Consider the following 19,611-nt stretch of genomic DNA (forward strand, 5'->3'; position numbering starts at 1 on the left):
CAAGACTTTTCCGATCAATGCGTAGAAAGCAGTGACGAGGAACATTCGTCTAAAAATAAGTGGTAATTCGGGTGACTTTGAAGGATTGAAGCGGGATGATCCGGGGTGATTGGACCTTCTAAGCAATTTTTTATTGCTAATGCTTTTCGGGTATCCGGCACAGAACAGATAATGGCTTTCGATTTCATGATTTGCCGAATAGACATGCTGATTGCCTGTTGAGGAACTGCCTCCAAACTGGGAAACCAGCCCTCACCGAATTGCTGCATTCGGCAGGCATGATCGAGATCCACCACGATATAGGGATGCTCCGTCTCAAAATCTGCCGGAGGATCATTGAAAGCAAGGTGACCGTTTTCACCAATTCCCACAAAAGCCACATCAATTGGATGTTTGCTGATCAATTCCCCCAGGCGCGAACATTCGACTGAAGGATTAACTTCCCCATTGATTAAAAAATAGGCTTTCAACTGGGGTAAGTGATTGAAGAAACGTTCCAGTAAATATTTTCTAAAACTAGCCGGATGGGTAATCGGCAAGCCTAAATATTCATCCAAATGAAAAACGGACACTTTGGACCAGTCGATGTCTTTTTCAGCAAGCAGCTTATTTAAAGTCTCAAATTGACTGGTGCCGGTGGCTAAGATTATATTGGCAAAGCCTTGATTTTGAATTGCGGCTCGGATCAAGGTGCCACCTTCTTTTCCAGCTAATTTTCCTAATTCTTTTGGGTTTTGGCAGATGGTTAGGTTCATAGGAGTGGTTTTTTGGTTTTTATGGTTGCTCAAATTATAGAAATAATTTTAAAATAAGCTTTTGAACAGCCCTTCTGGAGAAAGAAGACGCGCCACGGCTTCTCCCACGGTTATCAATGTTTTTACCCTTAGGGTCAGTCTTCACCCTTAATGAATAAACTGAGCATGGACCCCAAAGGAGCTTGACCATGGGTCTCCCCGACTCAAAAGTCGGGGTCTTAAAACCTAATATTTATCGAGAGCCCCGAATGCGGCGAAACTCAAAGCAACATTACCTCCCCTGATACTTCTTGAAATTCTCCGCCTGCTCAAAAATCTCCTTGTACACCTCGTCCCGATCTACCGGAGGATAGTCGTTTTCGGCTAGTAGAATAATCAAATCTACTTTCAACTCAGCCTTGATATCATCCCGCTTGCTCCAATCGGTGTATTTGGCTTTGTCATCGACCACATCCTTTACTTGCTTGGCGAGATGTACCAACTTATCCTCAGGATAAGAAAAATCATATCTAACTGCCAATTCTTTCAGAATATCATAAAAAGCCTTCTCTTCGAAATCAATCCCCAGTTCGGCAAAGGAGTCTTTTTCCTTTTTCAGCGCGTAGTACAATTCTATGATCTCATCGGTAAAGTCTTCCAGCACCTCGCTTCGAAGTACATCAGCTTCTTTCCGCTCATTGTACTTTTCTACCAAGACCTGCATCTTCTTGGAGAAATCAACTCCCTTCACCTTATTGATCTTCTTAAATTCATCGATGGCTTTCGCCAAAAGCTTTTGAAGCAGTTTGATCTTGGTATGCGGAAGTTTGATCTTATCAATCTTAGCCAAGTAGTCGGCCTCGAAAATATCTACCTCTTTGGCTCCATCTTCCCCTAGTTTGAAAATCTCCTCAACGCCTTCGCTCAAAATCGCCTCTTGGATCATCTCACGAACCTTCGCATTCATCTGATCGGTATCGGGAGCTTCGCCTTTGGTGAGTTTGAATACGATGGATCGCACCGCTATGAAAAAGTGAATTTTGTCTTTCGCTTCATTGCTAAATGCCTGACTTCCGGAGCAAATATCATAGGCTGCTTTCATCCGCTTCACCAGATTCATAAAGCGCTTTTCCAATTTCTGGGTAAGCTGCACATATTCAGCCGCCATATTTAGCGTGTTCAATTGGGCTAGTGGCGAACCCACAAAGTACTTGCTGTAGTCAAACTTGTGGAAAATCGCTTCCAGCAGATCCACATGATCTTTGACCACAACGATGGATTGCTCGATATCCTCAAAGTTCTGGCTGTCCATCGTAGAATACTGCTTTAGAGCCAAATTCATCTGCTTTTTGATGCCAATGTAATCGATCACCAAGCCTTTTGACTTACCTTCAAACTTCCTATTTACTCTGGAAATCGTCTGAATCAAACTGTGTTCCTGTATAGGTTTATCAATGTACATGGTATCCAAAAATGGTACATCAAAGCCAGTCAACCACATATCCACCACTATCGCAATCTTGAAATTACTCTTCGCATTTTTAAACTGCCGATCCAGCTCCTTTCGGTATTCCTGAGTTCCTAAAGCATCCCAAAGCTCTTTCACATCATCCTTCCCGCGGGTCATCACCATATTGATTCTGGCCATAGGTTTGATCTCTCGGATATCTTTTTCGCTCAACTCCTCTCCTTCTGCTGCAACTAAAATTTCTGCCCAAGCAGGTCGTAAGTCGATGATTTCCCGATACAGCTGATAGGCTATCTCCCTAGTACTGCAAACAAACATTGCTTTCTCCTTGATAGTACTCCCCTCTTCTATGCGTGCTTCGTAGTGTCTGACGAAATCATTGGCAATGGCTTCAATACGTCCAGGATCACCAAGGATCGTCCGCATCTGAGTGATCTGACGCTTACTTTCATCGATCTGGTATTCATTCGCCCCTTCTTCAGCGACCCTATCGTAATATTTCTCAATTTCCTGAAGCTTGCGGTTTTCCAACAATACCTTCGCTGCTCTTCCTTCATAGACTATCCGCACCGTGATCTCATCCATCACCGATTCTGTCATGGTGTAAGTATCGACGATCTCCCCAAACACATCCATCGTCGCATCAATAGGTGTACCCGTAAATCCTACATAAGTCGCATTTGGGAGGGAATCATGAAGGTGCTTTGCAAAGCCAAAACTCTTTTTCACTCCGCTTTCAGTAATTCTAACTTTCTGATCCAGATTGGTTTGACTTCGATGTGCCTCATCCGAAATACAAATCACATTGCTGCGCTCGGTGAGCAATTCAGTGTCTTCGTTAAACTTATGAATCGTGGTCAAGAACACTCCTCCGCTATTTCTGCCTTTCAGCTCGGCTCGCAAATCTGCTCGACTGCCCACACTCTTGATCACATTATCGCCGACAAAGCCCTTGGCATTGGTAAACTGTCCGCTCAACTGATCATCCAGATCGGTGCGATCGGTAATCAGCACAATCGTAGGACTGGCAAAGTCCACGCTTTTCATCAGCAAGCGCGTCAGGAATAGCATGGTAAAACTCTTTCCGCAACCCGTAGCTCCAAAGTAAGTTCCTCCCTTCCCGTCTCCATGCGGAAACTGATGCAGCTTGATATTTTCAAAAAGCTTGGTCGCCGCATAGTACTGAGGATAGCGGCAGAGGAACTTTTCGTCCTTCTTGGAGCTATCCGGCAGGTAAATAAAATTATGAATGATATCAACCAAGCGATGCTTATCCAGCATTCCCTTGATCAGGGTGTACATGGAATCAATGCCATGCACCTTAGTCGAGATACCGGTTCTCGGATCTATCTCCTGATCCAAACCTTCAATCTTGCGCCAGGCATAGAAGAACTCATAAGGCGCAAAGAAATTTCCTGCCTTGGTATTCACCCCGTCGCCAATGATGCAAAAAGCATTGTACTTAAATAAATCTGGAATATCCCGCTTGTATCGGGTAGTCAACTGCACATAGGCAGAATGCAAACTGGCTTCCTCACGGATGGAAGACTTAAACTCAAAGACCACGAGAGGCAAGCCATTGATATAAAGAATCCCATCGGGGATGCGTCGCTCAAAACCTTGAATCTCCAGCTGATTGACGATCTTAAAAATGTTCTTTTCAGGTTCCTCGTAATTGATCAACTGGATGAAAATATCCTTCTTTTTATGATCATCCCGCTTGAGTAAGAAACCATCACGCACCCAATTCATGATCGTCTTATTGCTTTCGTAGAGATCTGAGGCTGGAAGTTTTTCCAATTCCCGAATGATACCAAAGATCTCTATCGGAGTAATCTTCTGAGCAGCATAGGTAGCCTGCAGGTACTTCTGCAAATCCTCACGAATCAGCACTTCCTCCTTACCGCGTACGATTTCATCACCGGGAACATAAGGATATCCCTGCGCTTCCAAAAGCGAGATAAAGGCTTGTTCGAGTTGGGCTTCGGTGAATTTCATCAGGTTATCGCGTTTGGGTTGATCGTCCAAGACATTGTTTGGAGTCGACTGGCTATTCTGCTTATGGTTTCAAAAATGTCCTTTTCGTCAGGTAACTTACCATAAACCAAATCCGAAAAGCCTCCCAAATACGCACTTTTCAGTGCATTCCAGGTGTCATTAGTTTCCTTAAATATAATGGCTTCTTTAGGATGAATGGCTAGCCATTGGTTGTTTGATTTGTACCCTTCTACATCATCTTGAGCCACTTTCTTCAGCATCACTTCAAATTCTTCCCCATCCAAAAAAGCCGATAATTCATCCAATCTAAGCAATTGGTGTAAATCATAGCAATGACGAATTTTTAGCCTCAAATCTTCAATCGGTGTCACTGTATGTGAGAAACGAACTAGGCTCATGATCTTTTCGCAGATGGTGCGTGTGGGGGCTAAAACACAAACTTTAAAAGGCATTAGGTTATATTCTTTCGCCATTTCTTCCTGACCCGTTTCCAGCATCATTTGTGAGATGAAAGAACTGATTTCTCTGTCAGAATGTGGCTCGTGGTAGCCCAACCAAGTTGACTCTAGCATAATAAAATCGCGCACCTGTCCAAAATCTCCCTGAAACTGCTTTGGATAAGCGTGGGCCGTTTTTCGGATCATTCCACGTTTATTCGTGATGCCTTGTACCTCAGTTTCGGGAAGCATAGTTTCTATCGCCTTAGAAATTTTCTTTAATTTTTCTTTCAGCTTATTGCCAGAATCCCCGGTTTCATTTAGAGCGACCATATCAATATCTTCGGAAAAGCGCTCGATTATGCCATAACACTTTGCCAGTGCCGTCCCTCCTTTAAACACTGCGAATGTTTTGGCTACGCTGCCAAAAATCGTATATAGCGCATACGTTACCCAGTAATCTTTTTCTATGTAGATATCCGGAATGTCAAACCGCTGAGCGGTTGCCACGATAGCATCTCTAAAAAGTGATTCACTTTCATGCAATTTCATATGATTATAATTTGTTTTTAAAGGCCATATGGAATCTCGCATCGTTAATAATCATCCCAGTGTGTGACGTTCTCATCATGCCTGTCTACCTCAGGCTGGCTCGATTTCATATCATATTCCAATTTTTTGCCGTACTTAAGTCTCCTGGCTTTAGCCTTATCCCGTAGGAAGATAATGGATTTAAAGACTGTCTGAGTTCTACTGTCCCAGTCATTTTCAGCTCCTCAAAAAGCGCAGCTAAAAAAGCTCTTACTCGTGGCGGATACTGCAAAGCATACCTTTTGATCTCTTCTATTTGCTCTGGCGTAAACTCTTTTAGCCAGAAGATTAATATTTGTATTCCACTTGTGGTATCTAGGTCGGGTATCGTATTCCAGTCTTTTAAGGCATCTAAAAAACCCAAAAGACGATAGTTTTCCTCAGTAACCGACGCATAAGCTTTTACAGGTTTGGCTTTTATTCGTTGTTGGTTTACAAAAATGCGGGCGTTGAACGTGGCTATTTTCCATGTATTGGCTACTTGCCTGGTCAGCCTCATTTGGTTGTACAAATACGCTCCCGTGATGTAGGCTTTCCGCTTGCCATTTTGAAACAAATAAGACTTCATCACTTCCTGATCACTAGGTTGTAGCTCGCCAAACACACTTTGTTCAGGTTTATAAAAAATACCTTTGGAGAGTCGTTTGATTTTCCCTTTGTTCTTGAGTCGTTCCAATGCCTTGGCAGCTGTAGCGTAACTGCTGACAGCAATGCCCAAGTCGCCATAGGAAAAAGTCTCTCCCGCTTCTAGGTTATTGATGGTTGTTTCTATCTGTGCTGCTAAACTCATGGTACAAAAATACTATTCAATCGATAAAATGTCAAGTTTTAAGCGTAAAAAACCTGACATATTCTTAGTTCCCTCCAACTCTTACAAAAGGAATGTCCAGTTTATTAGCTAATAAACTGGACAAATTACTTTTGAATCGAAATAGATAGGTCAAGTTTTTTGGGATGTAGTCGATACTGGTGGCGTAGCTGTTTTTAATTTTTTGGTAGAAATCTTTTCCGACAGGCGAATCTCCCGAATGCGGTCTTGTAGTTCGTTGAAGTAGTTCATAGAGCTGCCCGACTTAAAGCGGTCGTCATTCAGCGTAAAGCCTTTGATGATGAACTCCTTTAAACGCTGGGTAGCCCAAATACGGAAATGCGTACCCTGAAACCGATTTCACCCGATAACCGACCGAGATTATTACATCCAAGTTATACCCGTTTACATCACGTTCTTGAGTTTTATCGGGAATAGCACCGTGCTGAGTGGTTGTCCGGAATTTCCGGACAACCACTGCTTCATCCAATTCACCTTCTCTAAATACATTGCTAATATACTCACTGATGGTTCGCTTGTCCTTTCCAAACAAGGTCGCCATCTGTGACTGTGTCAGCCAAACCGTCTCATTCATTAAGCGAACATCTAGTTTGATGTTGCCGTCTAGGTTTTGGTAGAGGAGGATTTCGCTGTTCACAGGGGGCTTACCGCTTGGTCATTTGGGCTTTGGTGGATTTCATAAACTATTCTTCTGCAATAATTTTCCAATATCCTCGTGTCCCGCCTTCTCTAGCAATTACTCCTTTACTTTTCAAAAAACCCAGATGAGCTTGAGCAGCCGATACATCAATTTTTAGCTAGAGCTCTCTTAGTAAATCGATTATTTTCCTTTATGAATCCCAAAATTTCTCATTGCCTATCACTAAGTTCGCCTACTTGACCACCTATCTGACCACCTATTTGACCACCTACTTGACCACCTATTGTTTCTCTGTAAATAGTAACCTGAACACCTCCATCTTTTTCGATAATCTCTGGTTCAGGAGGTCCAGCTTCTTCGCATTCACTGATAATCTTCAGCGTCCCTCTACCCCATGTATCGATATAGCCAGATTTAAAACAAGCATCAGCAATTTTTGGATTTCTAGGTCTGGAAATATGGTCTAATTGGCATTGAGTGAATTTCATTTGACTTTCTTATAATCTTTCAATGTCCGGTTCGGTTACTACCAACCCTATCTACCAACTCAACTGGGATTCAGTTTATGTGAATATCATTTCTTATCCAATATTTTCCAATATCCTTTTTTAGTACCTATTCTTTCTAACATTTCTTTTTCAGTTAGGGCTTTTAGGTGTTTCTGAATTGCTGATTCATTGATTCCCATTTTCTCAGCAATTTCTCTGCGAGATATTTTAGGATTAGCCAATATAAGTTTAAAAACTTCATCCTGTCTTTGTGTGAGATTTATCTGACCACCTATCTGACCACCTATCTGACCACCTATCTGACCACCTATCTGACCACCTATTGTTTCCCTGTAAATAGTAACCTGAACACCGCCTTCTTTTTCGATAATCTCTGGTTCAGGAAGCCCAGCTTCAGCACATGCACTGATAATCTTCAGCGTCCCTCTTCCCCATGTATCGATATAGCCAGATTTAAAACAAGCATCAGCAATTTTTGGATTTCTAGGTCTGGAATTATGCTCGATTTTTAAGCTTGCCGCATCTAGTCCTTGTGGCAAAGCACCTTCGTTCCAAATGGAAAGCTTATCGTCGTAAACCCGAAGCTGAATAGCAGCTCCCATATAAGTTCTATGCACAAGCGCATTGAGCAGCATCTCTCGAAGTGCCGCCACAGGATATTCTCCCTTTTCTATTCGATACATCCCCACAAAGTCAACGGGGCGGGTAAGGAACTTATAATTGAGCTGAACTTGAACTTCACTGAGTAAGTAAACCAAGTTACCTTCTATTACTTCCTGAAACTTCAGATCGGAACCATCTTTCCCAAAGCGTCCAATTTTGACCAGAATATTTGGGAAGAAACGGCCAGGATCTTTTCCAAATAGAATTAAAGCAGCTCTTTTCATTTTAGTACCTTCTACCAAGCGCAACTTGTCTAAAATCTGCAGTGCTGATAAGCCTGTTGTGTCCGGTAATCTCCCCTTCTCTTTGCTATCTGCTATAAACTGGGCAATGCTCTTTTCGTCGATATCAGTAATGTCGGCAGCTTCCTCAATGACATCATCCCACGTTTTGCCGGCTTTTTTGAGTAAAAATTCATTGAGCTCCACTCCTGTTAACTCCATCTTGGCACTTCCCGAGCGATAGTAATATCTCCCACGAAGCGAAACTGGTACGGAGTAGGGATTGACTTTTATTTCAATGTATTTCAGGAAATTTTCTTCCAGCAGATTAATATCACAGATAATCCCCATGCTATTGCGGACTTTGTTGGGGATATCTTCTAACAGCTTTTGATAGGTAGTCAAACCCACCACCTGGCCATCGTCATCCTTACCAATATAAATCACGCCACCGATGGCATTGGCAAAACCACAGATCCATTTCAGATAGTCGTCATGCCAGCTCTGCTTCCATTCTATATTTTGGCGTTCGCTAATGGGTATTAAACTTGGGCTTCGGTGAATTTCACTTTTACGGTTTCTTTAATTTTTGAATGTCTTCTTCTAACTCTTTCAAGCTGGCTTCCTTTTCAAGTGCTTTTTTTGCTGTTCAGCGTAAAGCCTTTGATGATGTATTCCCTTAACCGCTGGGGTGGCCCAAATACGGAACTGCGTACCCTGAAACCGATTTTACCCGATAACCGACCGAGATGATCACATCCAAGGTTTACCCGTTTACATCACGTTCTTGAGTTTTATCGGGAATAGCACCGTGCTGAGTGGTTGTCCGGAATTTCCGGACAACCACTGCTTCATCCAATTCACCTTCTCTAAATACATTGCTAATATACTCACTGATGGTTCGCTTGTCTTTACCAAATAAGGTCGCCATCTGTGCCTGTGTCAGCCAAACCGTCTCATTCACTAAGCGAACATCTAGTTTGATATTGCCGTCTGGGTTTTGGTAGAGTAGGATTTAGCTATTCATGGTGTGTGAAATTTATCATCAGACCATTCTTTGGGATTATTGATAATGTATTCCGAAATACGTTGATACGATTGTTCATTACGGATGATGTGTTCCCAATAATTGCGTTGCCATAATTTCCCGTTAAACGGTTGCCAATTCAATGTTTTTACACCGCGAATATAGTTGACGGTTGTTATAGATTTATAGGCATCCATCATATCGCCAATGGTTTTCGTAGGGGCAATCCCTTGTGGTTGCCCTATTTGGTTTTCGGCAATGCCAACATTTCGGGCGACCACAAGGGTCACCCCTACGATTTTCAAAATGCCGTGAAAATGGTTGGGCATTATTACGGATTCGTGTAATTCGATATTTTTAAATCGGTCAGGCAAATTCAACCATTCGGTTTCAACCATTTTGCCTGCCTCATTCAAAACAATTTCACCCTTCACAACATCCCCAAACAGACAAATTCTGTCCTGACAACAAATTGTAATAAAATACAAACCGGCTTGGGAATAATCATATCCTTTTAAACGGATAGACCTACGCTGAGGCAAACCCTTGCGTTGGTCCTTACCCATTTTTGGATTAAATTTTGGTTTGTCGTTCAATCTATTAATGAATTACCATCCCCTCCGGAACCCTCACCCTACCACTAATCAACTCCGGTAATAACCTATCTCGAAGTTGGGTGAGAGTTTCTAATTCCCTCTTATTTGAATTCATTTTTAAAATGTTCGACCCGGTGAGCTTTTCGAATTTTGACAATAGTTCATCACCAGAATAAACAATAAGTGATTCAGCAATTACACTTGAATTAATGGCTGGGTACGCTGCACCATCAGCCAAATGTGCAAACAGGTCTATCATTTCTTCTTGAGTGGTAAACAAGTAAGTGAATGAGCGGTATTCCTTTTTTAAAGGTGTTAGAACAGCAAAACCTGTACTACCTGTTAGTCCTTCCTTTCCAACATATGCAAAACTTCTATTACCCGGTCTAACTGTTCCGAAAATTGTATCTCCGATGTTTAAAATTCGTTTTGCTCTACTAGGAGCTTCTTCATAACTATATATGGTCGTTTCTAAAATATCACCATTCTTTGTATTCGATAAATCTACATATTCAACCTGTTGAGGTTTATTCTTATTTGTCCATGAATTTTTGTTGCATGGGGATATGCTTTCTAACTTCTTCACCTCCCACCCTTCCGGCACCCACTTATCCAACACCTCATTAAAAACAAAGCTCGATGGAAATTGTGCCGCTAAGGCAGGATTGGTTTGGAGGAGTTTTTTGGAATTGGGAACAAGCTGTCTTTTCTCCGCCATCGCTTGCAAGGCTTCTGGGATTTCATGGCCTGCCTCTAGCGCATTATCCAGCACGGGATCGAAGTCCACAAACCAGGTTTTAAACAGGGCTTGCGCCATGGCTTCCAGCGTTTGGTTCATCTGCCGGTTTAGGGCAATCTTATCATCTAGCTTCCCTAAAATATAAGCAATGGCTTTTTGTTCGGAGAAAGACGGAAGATTAAGGCCATACTTAATAATTGCGTCTTTGTCACCCCTCGGCATCTTAGTGCCTTTTGCTGTTTTTACTGTGTATTCGATAAAGTTTTTATCAGCTATTATATAGTATAAAAATCTAGAATTTACGTTTTTGCCACCTCTAAAAACTAATACATCATTTGAACATCCACCATCAAATCTGGCATACCATACTTTTTTAAAATATGTCCGAATATTCGAAAATAACACGTCGCCAGCCTTGAACTCCTTAGCTTTTTCTATAGTAGGCATTCCAGAAGCTTTCTCTATGCCCCCCAAATTTGGTAACATGTTATCCGTGGAGATATAAGTTTCTAGATTAAGATTTGAAACTTGAACTTTCTTAGTAACCTGTGTGGTGATTTCGCCGATTGTTGTTGGATTATCATTCATACCCCAATACCTTTAAATTCTCCATAATACTTAAGTTTTCGGCTTGCATTTTTGAGAAAGCAAACCATTTTTTGCCCAGATCCTTGATCGAAGCGCCGATATGGTAGATTTCCTTTTTATCAAGAATCAGAAATCGGTCGTGTGATTTTTCAAATTGAAATAAGTCTATTGGTGGATACTGTGAATTAAATTTATCCAAATCCAGCTTTAGCTGTTTGCTGATACTTTTGGTACAAATAGTACATTTCACCCCTTCTCGTCGCTTTGCCAAAATCGTAAGTACAGAATCATCTAGGTAATTGTCCAGGAGAATAATTGACTTTTCCGCTTTGCGAATCAGGTCAGACACGAAATGATGTGCGTCAAAAACTTGACCATCGAAGAAGATTCCTTGAGAAGGAGTCGGATTCTTACTTTCCAATGCTTTAAAGATCTGTTCGAATTTTTGATCAGATTCTAGTTGTTTCAGTTCTACGCGATCTACTCGCTTTATTAGCAATTGATTAGAGCTTAACTGTTGGCGCATCGTAATAAACGCATTCATAATCTGTATGCTGACTTGAATCGCAATATCAGATCTCAACACCGCAGAAAGCATGGCGACACCCTGTTCGGTGAATGCATAGGGATTAGAGGAGCTATGTTTTAATTTATCGAACCGGTCGCAATTTGCGACCAGTTCAGCCAATTCATTATCGGTGAGTTGAAATAGAAATGATTTGGGAAATCGCAACTTATTTCTTTTGACCTGTTCATTTAGCCGCTTGGTTTCGACTTGATACAATTCAGCTAAATCGCTATCTATCATCACCTGTTGATCTTGAAAGGTGAAAATTCGATTTTCAATATGTTGCAGATCCTTAGTCATGACTAAAATCTGTTGAGCTATCTTCCCCACTGATTGAGGTCACAATTTGTGACCTTGAATAAGCGGTGCGGTCGCAAATTGCGACCACAAAAGCTGTGATCATTTTTGAAACATCACTCATACCCCAAGACTTTTAAATTCTCCAAAATAGCCTGATCCAGTTCCTTGGCTTTGACTAGTTGATCTTTTAGTGTAGCGGTCAGCTCAGCCATTTTATCCTCGAAGTGGATTCCATCGTCTTCCTCATCGGCTACGCCTACATAACGACCGGGAGTCAGGACGTAGTCGTTGGCTTGGATCTCAGAAAGGGTGGCGGATTTGCAGTAGCCGGCTACGTCTTCGTAAGGAACAGATTGCTTCGCTCCTACGTCGCTCGCAATGACGTTCCGCCAGTTGTGATAGGTCTCAGCGATTTGGGTGATATCTTCTTTGGTCAGTTCTTTTTGGGTGCGGTCGATCATCGTTCCGATTTGACGCGCATCGATAAAGAGGGTTTCGCCTCTTCGGTCTCTATAGCTGAGTTCTGGATTTTCTGGATGGGGACGCTGTGACTTATTCTTGGTCAGAAACCATAAGCAAACCGGAATCTGAGTGGTATAAAACAGCTGTCCGGGCAAGGCTATCATACAATCCACCATGTCCTTTTCGATCAGTTCCCGGCGGATATCTCCTTCCCCAGAAGTATTGCTGCTCATGGAGCCATTGGCCAAGACAAAGCCCGCGGTTCCGTTTTCTGAGAGTTTGCTCAGCATATGCAGAATCCAGGCATAGTTGGCATTTCCGGTTGGCGGTGAGGTAAAACCAGCCCAGCGAGAATCGTCCTCCAGTTCGTTTTTCTCCCGCCACTGACTTTGGTTGAAGGGCGGATTGGCCATGATGTAATCGGCCTTCAGATCAGGATGCTGATCTTTGAAAAAAGTGTTGGCAGGCACATCACCCAAGTTGGCCGAAATCCCACGAATAGCCAAGTTCATCTTCGCCAGCTTGTAGGTGACCGCCGTATATTCCTGCCCATAGATGGAAATGTCTTTGGTATTCCCCTGATGGCTTTTGACAAACTGCACCGACTGCACAAACATCCCACCCGAACCGCAGCAAGGATCATAGATTTTGCCTTTGTAGGGTTCCAGCATTTCCGCAATCAGGTTTACGATGCTTTTTGGAGTATAAAATTCCCCTCCACCCTTTCCTTCGGCAGCTGCAAAGCGACCCAAGAAGTACTCGTAAATCCGACCCACCACATCTTCTTCTTCATCCCCTACGGTATCGATGTTATTGATCGTATCCAATAAAGCAGCGAGTTTGCTTGGGTCCAGATTCAATCTTGAAAAGTAATTATCCGGCAGAGCGCCTTTGAGAGAAGGGTTATTCTTTTCGATGGTATGCAGGGCAGTATCCACGATGAGGGCGATATCATCCTGCTTGGAGTTTTCGATGACATGTGTCCAGCGGCTTTCCGGAGCGAGGTAAAAGACATTCTTCATATTGTAGAACTCTTTTATTTCAAGGTATTTCTCCTTGCCTTCGGTGATCAGTTCCTGTCTTCTAGCCTCAAAGGTATCTGAAGCGAACTTGAGGAAAATCAGCCCAAGAACCACGTGTTTGTATTCGGAGCTTTCTACCGTTCCGCGAAGTTTATTGGCCGAATCCCAGAGGGTTTCTTCCATGGACTTTTGATTCTTATTGGGCTTTGGGTCAGCCATTGTTGTGGGATTAGTAATGTTGATTTATGGGTTCCATCCGAAATTTCCACCGAGCCAAAAAACTAAGCTCAGATACCTTTTAAAAAATCTCAGAATTGATGAACGATTAAAGATATAAAACCAGCTTGTTTTAAATAGGCAGTTCATCAAATAATTCGGTTTATTTCTGCTGTTCTGCTGTTCGGGTCCCGAAAGCTTTCTGGGAGTAATCCCGAACCTCTTTCTCAGGAATTTCTAATTCCGATCCATAAAGGCCATTAACTTAATTTTCCTCTCTTAGGTGTAGAATGCTAGCCTATGCGGAGTTTCTCATCTATTAATGCTGGCCTTTTGCTAAAAGTTTTACCAATGCTGTTTTAACTCAATCCTGATTTTTTCTTAAAATAAATTTTTGAGTTTTCCCCAAGTATCTTGTGGATTGATTCTAGGTTTATTTTGACTTTGGATTAAATGTGTCATAGTTCTATTCTGAGCTGCCTTTTCCAGACTTGTATAAAACTCTTTATCCAAATTTTCCCAATTTAATTGAATAGCATAACCGGAGTTCAAATTCCCCTGGAGCCTTTGCGGAATAGTATGATTAGATCCTGGGAGAAACAGGGCCAGTAAACCTTTTGGTTTAAATCTTCTTTTCGCAGGTCCTTTTGCCTTTAAGTTTTGAAGGGAATACCAAATCTCCCAATCAACCCATTTACTCATACCTGTTTGCTCTCCTACTAATACAACCGTCACAGAAGAAGCCCAAATCCGGTATTGGATTATTTTAGCTATGGCAAACTTGGAATTTTCTGCTAAATCCAGTTCTTTGAATCCATAATCCTTCAAATGACCATCATTTAAGCGGTTTCTTAACTCCTTTAGAAAATGGAAATTTGATTTGTGGTGATAGGATATGAAAAAATTCCGTCTCTTATGGATTTCATTTGTCATAATTAAACAAGTATTGTTAGTATGCATGTTAAGATAGGGAATTGTGAAAATCTATCAGCCACTAAGTATTATCCGTACAGTAGTCGGAGGAAACTAGGCTATAATATCTTCAGGATTCTCCTGAATTTTGCTTGTTGGGATTACTCTGCTTTTCGGACCCTGAAAGCTTTCTGGGAGTAATCCCGAACCTCTATCAGAGGAAATTCTAATTCCAAAAATCATTTCCCAGACTGCTTTTTTATGTTTTGGAATTCGGATCAAAACCTCCGTTAAGTGATTCAATCCTTAATTTGAAGCTATCTCTGCAATTGAAACACAGGGATCTCAGCTTCTCCAATCTCATATTCTCCAATCTCCCATTCTCCTATTCTCCAATCTCTCTATTATTCAGTATTTGTAATCCCTCCCAACCAATTTCCCTTTTCAGTTGCAAATACCCCCATTTGACTTAATTTTGACTTTCAATTTTGATCTATGACTGAAGAATCCGCATCACTTAATTTTATCGAACAAATCATTGCAGACGATTTAGCCGAAGGCTTTTCTCCGGACAAACTTCGTTTTCGTTTTCCTCCTGAGCCAAATGGCTACTTACATATTGGTCATGCAGCTTCTATTTGCCTGAATTTTGGCTTGGGTGAAAAACACAATGCCCCAGTTAATCTTCGTTTTGATGATACCAATCCAGCCAAAGAAGAGCAGGAATACGTGGACGCTATCAAAAACGACATCCAATGGCTTGGTTTTCAATGGGCTACGGAGTGTTACTCTTCAGACTATTTCCAGCAGCTATACGACTGGGCGATTCAATTGATCAAGGAAGGAAAGGCTTATGTAGATGGACAATCCGCAGAGGCCATGGCGGAGCAAAAGGGAACGCCTACGACTCCTGGAGTGGCTGGTCCAAATCGTGATAAATCGATGGAAGAGAATCTTGATTTATTTGCGCGGATGAAAGCTGGGGAATTTGAGCAGGGAAGCTATGTACTTCGTGCAAAAATTGATATGGCTTCACCGAATATGCTGATGCGTGATCCTATTTTGTATCGAGTGGTGAAAAAGGCACATCACCGTACCGGAAATGACTGGTGTATCTATCCTATGTATGATTGGACGCATGGCGAGTCGGATTATATCGAACAGATTTCCCATTCCCTTTGTACGTTGGAGTTTAAAATGCACCGGGAATTGTACGATTGGTTTTTGGATCAAATCTATGATCCTACTATACTGAGACCTAAGCAGCGGGAATTTGCGCGTAGAAACCTCAGCTATACCGTGATGAGCAAGCGAAAGCTTTTGGAACTGGTACATAGCAAAACCGTGGCAAGTTGGGATGATCCCCGCATGCCTACGATTTCTGGTTTGAGAAGAAGAGGCTATACGCCTGAATCGATCCGTAATTTCTCTGACCTTTCAGGGATCTCGAAGCGTGATTCTGTGACGGATGTATCTCTATTGGAATATTGTATCCGTGAGGATTTGAATAAATCTGCTACCCGTGTGATGGGTGTGCTGGATCCTGTGAAATTGGTAATTACCAATTACCCTTCGGGAAAAACCGAAATGCTGGAATCAGAAAATAATCCGGAAGACCCAAATTCAGGCGCTCATGAACTTCCATTCTCCGGTGAATTATACATTGAGCGGGAAGATTTCAAAGAGGAAGCTGACAACAAATTTTTCAGATTGACTTTGGGAAATGAGGTACGATTGAAAAGCGCTTACATCATCAAGGGTGAATCCGTGGTGAAAGATGCCGCTGGAAATATTACTGAAATCCTCTGTACTGCAGACTTGGATTCAAGATCCGGAAGCGGAACGGAAGCTAGCACCAGAAAAGTAAAAGGAACGCTTCACTGGGTTTCTATACCCCATGCCATCAAAGCAGAAGTACGGGAGTATGATAGACTTTTTCTTGAAGAAGCTCCAGACAGTCATGAGGACAAGAACTTTATGGAGTTTGTAAATCCTAATTCCCTAAAGGTGATCAAAGGAGCCTATTTAGAGCCTTTCCTTAAGGAAGCCAGTAAGGGTGATAAGTTTCAGTTTCAGCGCTTGGGCTACTTTACCTTGGATAAAGATTCCACCACTGATAAGCTTGTCTTTAACAAAACAGTAGGTTTGCGTGACTCTTGGGCTAAGCAAAACCCTGCTCCGGCTCCACAATCCAATCAGCCTAAACAGCAGCAGCCCAATCAAGGCGGAGGACAACCGCAAGGCCAAAGATCGGCTTTGAATGAGATTCAGAAAATTTCTAAGAAATACACCAACCTATCTGGCGATAAGCTAGCAGCTGCAAGAGCAGATATTGCAAAATTGGCTGTGGAAGTGAGCTATGAGGAGCTGGAACCCCTATTCCAAACTGCCACCAAAAAGGTAGGAACCCGTATCGGTGCTATGATCACTTTGGGAGTTTTGCTGGACAAGGGTCAAAAAAGAAATCCTGAGATCGAAGCCTTTATTGCAGCTGGATTAGCAGATGAGAATGAGGAGTTGGTTAATGAATCGAAGGGAATTTAAAATTAAAAATTTAATATCCCCTTCGATTCATTCTGGGTCACCCTGAGCGAAGTCGAATGGTTAGATCGCATATAAATTGAAAAATCGCTCGTTGCCTAGTTCAACGGGCGATTTTTTTTAGGAAGTAATTCTGATAGTTCAACCCTCTATCAAAAAATACATCTTCCAAATACCTCTATTCTTGATATCAATAGTCCCCCGGTATTCACATTCAAATTGATCTTTGATTATATCGTAGGTGGTTTGAGATAGGTTGATTTTGCCTGGGACGGAGTTTGATTCCATTCTGGAGGCAATATTTACCGTATCTCCCCAGATGTCGTATTGCCATTTTTTGATTCCTACGATTCCAGCTACTATGGGCCCGGTATGTATTCCTATGCGCATTTCGAAATGGGTCAGTCCATTGTCCACTTCTTGATTTACAAAAGCCATCATCTCTATTGCTGCCAAAATCACATCGGTCGCATGGGTTTGATTTTCCTTTGGAAGACCACCGGCACACATATAAGAATCGCCAATGGTTTTGATTTTCTCCAGATTGAATTTGGTGCTGATCCTGTCAAACTCCTTGAAATAGTAATCAATACTTTTGACCAATTGCTCAGGGGATATATGCTCTGCAATCGCTGAGAAGCTCTTGAAATCGGTAAAAATTACCGTTGCTGATTCTATTCTCTTGGCTTTTACAGCACCGTTTTCTTTCAATTCCTCAGCAGTCTCCGCGGGCAAAATATTCAATAGCAGTTCCTCTGATCTGTTTTTCTCCCGCTCTATGATCTGCTTGGTTTCCTTTTCGTAGCAGTATCGCCTATAAACTACAAATGCCAGCAGTGCTACCAAAGCCAATAATAACAACACCCCATAGATGATAAATTGCTGTCTTTTGGTTTGCAGGTCTTTGATCAAAGATCCTTTTTCCAGCAAATCCACTTCGATCTGCTTTTGAGAAACCTCATAGTCCGTTCTGAGATTGGCCATTTTCTGCACCGCGGCTACATTGTTGACGCTATCGCGATAGGTGATGTGATTTTTGTAGTATTCAAAAGCTCTTGGTGTATTTCCACTTTGCTCATAGATCTTCGAAAGCGTCAGGTTTGATTGGCTGATTTGATCTTTGATTCCATAGTGAGTAGCCAGATCAAGACTTCTTTCAGCATAATTCAGTGCACGAGCCTGATCTCCATTTTCCAGATAAATAGAGGACATAAATTCTAAATAGGAGGAAATGGGATAGTATTCATTATATTCCTCAAGGATCGCAATGGCCTTATTGATGCTTACTTCAGCTACAGCATTGTCTCCATTTTTGGCATAGATCATCCCCAGATTTCCGAAGCAATATGCTTCTCCAATGGGATAATTGACCTTTCCGAAAATCACTTGGGCTTCCTTAGTATAGAGCAAAGCAGAATCCAGCTTTCCCATGCTCAGATACTCATCTCCAGCGTTGAAAATGGCAGAAGCCAGTCCTAGAGAGTCATTTCCATTTCTTAAAATTTCAATGCTTCTACCGTAATAGATTGCCGCATTTTGGCTATTCTGACTTTGAGAATAGGTATTTGCTATTGCAATGAAAAGCTTTCCTCTCCCCTCCTCGTATTCCGCTTTTTCAGCATATTTCATGCTTTCGAAGTAATTCTCCAAACCCTGGGAAAGCTCACCTTTAAAAACATAGCCATTCCCCAGATGCAGAAAAGCCTGAAACGTCATGAGATCATCTGAATCCTTCAAGGATTTGTCTAGAAGAATCTGCCCATACTTTATCATGCTATCCGGGTTTGGATCTTCCTTAAGCACAGATACCAACAGTTCTAGATTTTTCTCTTTGGATTGAAAGTAAACCTGTTTCAAGCTATCAAGTAAGTTTTGATGCTTTATAGACTCTCCATTGGATTGAGCATAGCTAAAGGTCAGCCCAAAGAACAGCATAAATAGGGTTAACTGGGTCTTCAAATCAGAAAAGTGAAATTGTGAAAAAATCAGATGACTCTAAGCTTGGGATCGATTGAATAAGTTTTCTCTTTTCCCTTATGATTCACCAAAAATCGGATGGAATAGCTTTCTTCTGGATCGTGCTTTGGTTTTACTTTTCCTACGTGACCGTCAATATGGGTCGTTCCAGAACTGAGTTTGGAGTCGTAGATTTTAAGGATTGATTTACCCTTTTGAGGTTTGATCTTTTTAATAATCACAAAATCTTCTTCGCTTTGCCTGATATGCATCGCCGCACCCACCCAAGCAATTTTTGTTTTTGGATGGATATTACTGGTGAATTCAGCTTCGCTGGGATGGTCATAATGGTTATCACAAAGTAAGATGTGGTTTAAAATCTCGGGCTTATCAGCTTTACTATTGCTGAATTTGAAGATTTTCTGAGTGTCGACATACAATGTGATAATTGTGTCTATCTTTTTGGACATGAGATGAGAGTTTTGTTGGTTAAAAATCTTAAAACGATCGAACAGTCTGGTTTTCGTCGATCATGAAATAATTCGCTTATTCTATAAATAGAAGAGGCAATTCAAAATAGAAAAAATTAGCCAA

Annotated in this window: 17 protein-coding genes; 1 reads left to right on the forward strand and 16 read right to left on the reverse strand. The window is 41.8% G+C overall.

Annotated elements, in window-relative coordinates; translation table 11 throughout:
- Nucleotides 1-14 precede the first annotated feature (14 nt).
- The 14 genes from BVH04_RS06805 to BVH04_RS06865 form a co-directional block, all read right to left on the reverse strand.
- Nucleotides 15-755: a glucosamine-6-phosphate deaminase gene (locus tag BVH04_RS06805; protein ID WP_086540726.1), complete on the reverse strand. Its 741-nt coding sequence runs from the start codon at nt 753-755 to the stop codon at nt 15-17.
- A gap of 271 nt (nt 756-1,026) precedes the next feature.
- Complete coding sequence (locus tag BVH04_RS06810) at nt 1,027-4,200, reverse strand: type I restriction endonuclease subunit R (RefSeq protein WP_086540727.1); 3,174 nt, start codon at nt 4,198-4,200, stop codon at nt 1,027-1,029.
- Nucleotides 4,200-5,189, reverse strand: coding sequence for a nucleotidyl transferase AbiEii/AbiGii toxin family protein (locus tag BVH04_RS06815; protein ID WP_086540728.1), 990 nt, complete (start codon nt 5,187-5,189; stop codon nt 4,200-4,202). Before BVH04_RS06815 ends, BVH04_RS06810 begins: the two co-directional genes overlap by 1 nt.
- A 106-nt stretch (nt 5,190-5,295) precedes the next feature.
- The gene (locus tag BVH04_RS06820; RefSeq protein ID WP_086540729.1) at nt 5,296-6,018 is read right to left on the reverse strand and encodes a DUF6088 family protein; all 723 of its coding nucleotides are present in this window, start codon (nt 6,016-6,018) and stop codon (nt 5,296-5,298) included.
- A 150-nt stretch (nt 6,019-6,168) separates the two neighbouring features.
- A complete protein-coding gene (rhuM, locus tag BVH04_RS26050; RefSeq protein WP_317045487.1) occupies nt 6,169-6,369 on the reverse strand; it encodes a RhuM family protein in 201 nt (66 codons plus the stop codon).
- Nucleotides 6,314-6,694, reverse strand: coding sequence for a RhuM family protein (gene rhuM, locus BVH04_RS26055; RefSeq protein WP_240510855.1), 381 nt, complete (start codon nt 6,692-6,694; stop codon nt 6,314-6,316). The genes rhuM (BVH04_RS26050) and rhuM (BVH04_RS26055) overlap by 56 nt, the downstream gene beginning before the upstream one ends.
- Nucleotides 6,695-6,906: 212 nt before the next feature.
- Nucleotides 6,907-7,185: an ATP-binding protein gene (locus BVH04_RS25745; RefSeq protein WP_086540730.1), complete on the reverse strand. Its 279-nt coding sequence runs from the start codon at nt 7,183-7,185 to the stop codon at nt 6,907-6,909.
- A gap of 86 nt (nt 7,186-7,271) precedes the next feature.
- Entirely contained in the window at nt 7,272-8,654 is a 1,383-nt protein-coding gene (locus tag BVH04_RS06835; protein WP_317045488.1) for an ATP-binding protein, read from the reverse strand.
- Nucleotides 8,655-8,856: 202 nt separating this feature from the next.
- Complete coding sequence (locus BVH04_RS25750; protein WP_205635809.1) at nt 8,857-9,054, reverse strand: hypothetical protein; 198 nt, start codon at nt 9,052-9,054, stop codon at nt 8,857-8,859.
- Nucleotides 9,055-9,113: 59 nt separating this feature from the next.
- Entirely contained in the window at nt 9,114-9,713 is a 600-nt protein-coding gene (locus BVH04_RS06845; protein WP_240510856.1) for a transposase, read from the reverse strand.
- A gap of 4 nt (nt 9,714-9,717) precedes the next feature.
- On the reverse strand, nt 9,718-11,040 hold the full coding sequence (locus BVH04_RS06850) for a restriction endonuclease subunit S (RefSeq protein WP_086540733.1): 1,323 nt from the start codon (nt 11,038-11,040) through the stop codon (nt 9,718-9,720).
- Nucleotides 11,033-11,908 (reverse strand): ORF6N domain-containing protein, encoded by an 876-nt coding sequence (locus BVH04_RS06855; RefSeq protein ID WP_086540734.1) that lies wholly within the window; start codon nt 11,906-11,908, stop codon nt 11,033-11,035. The genes BVH04_RS06850 and BVH04_RS06855 overlap by 8 nt, the downstream gene beginning before the upstream one ends.
- Nucleotides 11,909-12,021: 113 nt before the next feature.
- Complete coding sequence (locus tag BVH04_RS06860; RefSeq protein ID WP_086540735.1) at nt 12,022-13,611, reverse strand: class I SAM-dependent DNA methyltransferase; 1,590 nt, start codon at nt 13,609-13,611, stop codon at nt 12,022-12,024.
- A 378-nt stretch (nt 13,612-13,989) separates the two neighbouring features.
- Complete coding sequence (locus BVH04_RS06865; RefSeq protein WP_086540736.1) at nt 13,990-14,568, reverse strand: TIR domain-containing protein; 579 nt, start codon at nt 14,566-14,568, stop codon at nt 13,990-13,992.
- Between the two features lie 447 nt (nt 14,569-15,015).
- On the opposite strand from BVH04_RS06865, the gene BVH04_RS06875 reads away from it, so the two are divergent.
- Nucleotides 15,016-17,064 carry a glutamine--tRNA ligase/YqeY domain fusion protein gene (locus BVH04_RS06875; RefSeq protein ID WP_086540738.1) on the forward strand — a complete coding sequence of 683 codons (2,049 nt, stop codon included), beginning with the start codon at nt 15,016-15,018 and terminating at the stop codon, nt 17,062-17,064.
- Nucleotides 17,065-17,202: 138 nt separating this feature from the next.
- Here BVH04_RS06875 and BVH04_RS06880 read toward each other — a convergent pair whose 3' ends face one another.
- Together BVH04_RS06880 and BVH04_RS06885 are read right to left on the reverse strand one after the other, a co-directional pair.
- Nucleotides 17,203-19,020: an adenylate/guanylate cyclase domain-containing protein gene (locus BVH04_RS06880; RefSeq protein ID WP_205635810.1), complete on the reverse strand. Its 1,818-nt coding sequence runs from the start codon at nt 19,018-19,020 to the stop codon at nt 17,203-17,205.
- A gap of 26 nt (nt 19,021-19,046) precedes the next feature.
- Entirely contained in the window at nt 19,047-19,487 is a 441-nt protein-coding gene (locus BVH04_RS06885; protein ID WP_086540740.1) for a hypothetical protein, read from the reverse strand.
- Between the last annotated feature and the right edge of the window lie 124 nt (nt 19,488-19,611).

It is taken from the genome of Algoriphagus antarcticus (genome assembly GCF_002150685.1).
In the GTDB taxonomy this organism is placed as follows: domain Bacteria; phylum Bacteroidota; class Bacteroidia; order Cytophagales; family Cyclobacteriaceae; genus Algoriphagus; species Algoriphagus antarcticus.

Bases quoted from the DNA above. Each gene is read 5' to 3' on its own strand.
- BVH04_RS06805 (WP_086540726.1), bottom strand. From the start codon at position 755: ATGAACCTAACCATCTGCCAAAACCCAAAAGAATTAGGAAAATTAGCT.
- BVH04_RS06810 (WP_086540727.1), bottom strand. From the start codon at position 4,200: ATGAAATTCACCGAAGCCCAACTCGAACAAGCCTTTATCTCGCTTTTG.
- BVH04_RS06815 (WP_086540728.1), bottom strand. From the start codon at position 5,189: ATGAAATTGCATGAAAGTGAATCACTTTTTAGAGATGCTATCGTGGCA.
- BVH04_RS06820 (WP_086540729.1), bottom strand. From the start codon at position 6,018: ATGAGTTTAGCAGCACAGATAGAAACAACCATCAATAACCTAGAAGCG.
- BVH04_RS25745 (WP_086540730.1), bottom strand. From the start codon at position 7,185: ATGAAATTCACTCAATGCCAATTAGACCATATTTCCAGACCTAGAAAT.
- BVH04_RS06850 (WP_086540733.1), bottom strand. From the start codon at position 11,040: ATGAATGATAATCCAACAACAATCGGCGAAATCACCACACAGGTTACT.
- BVH04_RS06855 (WP_086540734.1), bottom strand. From the start codon at position 11,908: ATGACTAAGGATCTGCAACATATTGAAAATCGAATTTTCACCTTTCAA.
- BVH04_RS06860 (WP_086540735.1), bottom strand. From the start codon at position 13,611: ATGGCTGACCCAAAGCCCAATAAGAATCAAAAGTCCATGGAAGAAACC.
- BVH04_RS06865 (WP_086540736.1), bottom strand. From the start codon at position 14,568: ATGCATACTAACAATACTTGTTTAATTATGACAAATGAAATCCATAAG.
- BVH04_RS06875 (WP_086540738.1), top strand. From the start codon at position 15,016: ATGACTGAAGAATCCGCATCACTTAATTTTATCGAACAAATCATTGCA.
- BVH04_RS06885 (WP_086540740.1), bottom strand. From the start codon at position 19,487: ATGTCCAAAAAGATAGACACAATTATCACATTGTATGTCGACACTCAG.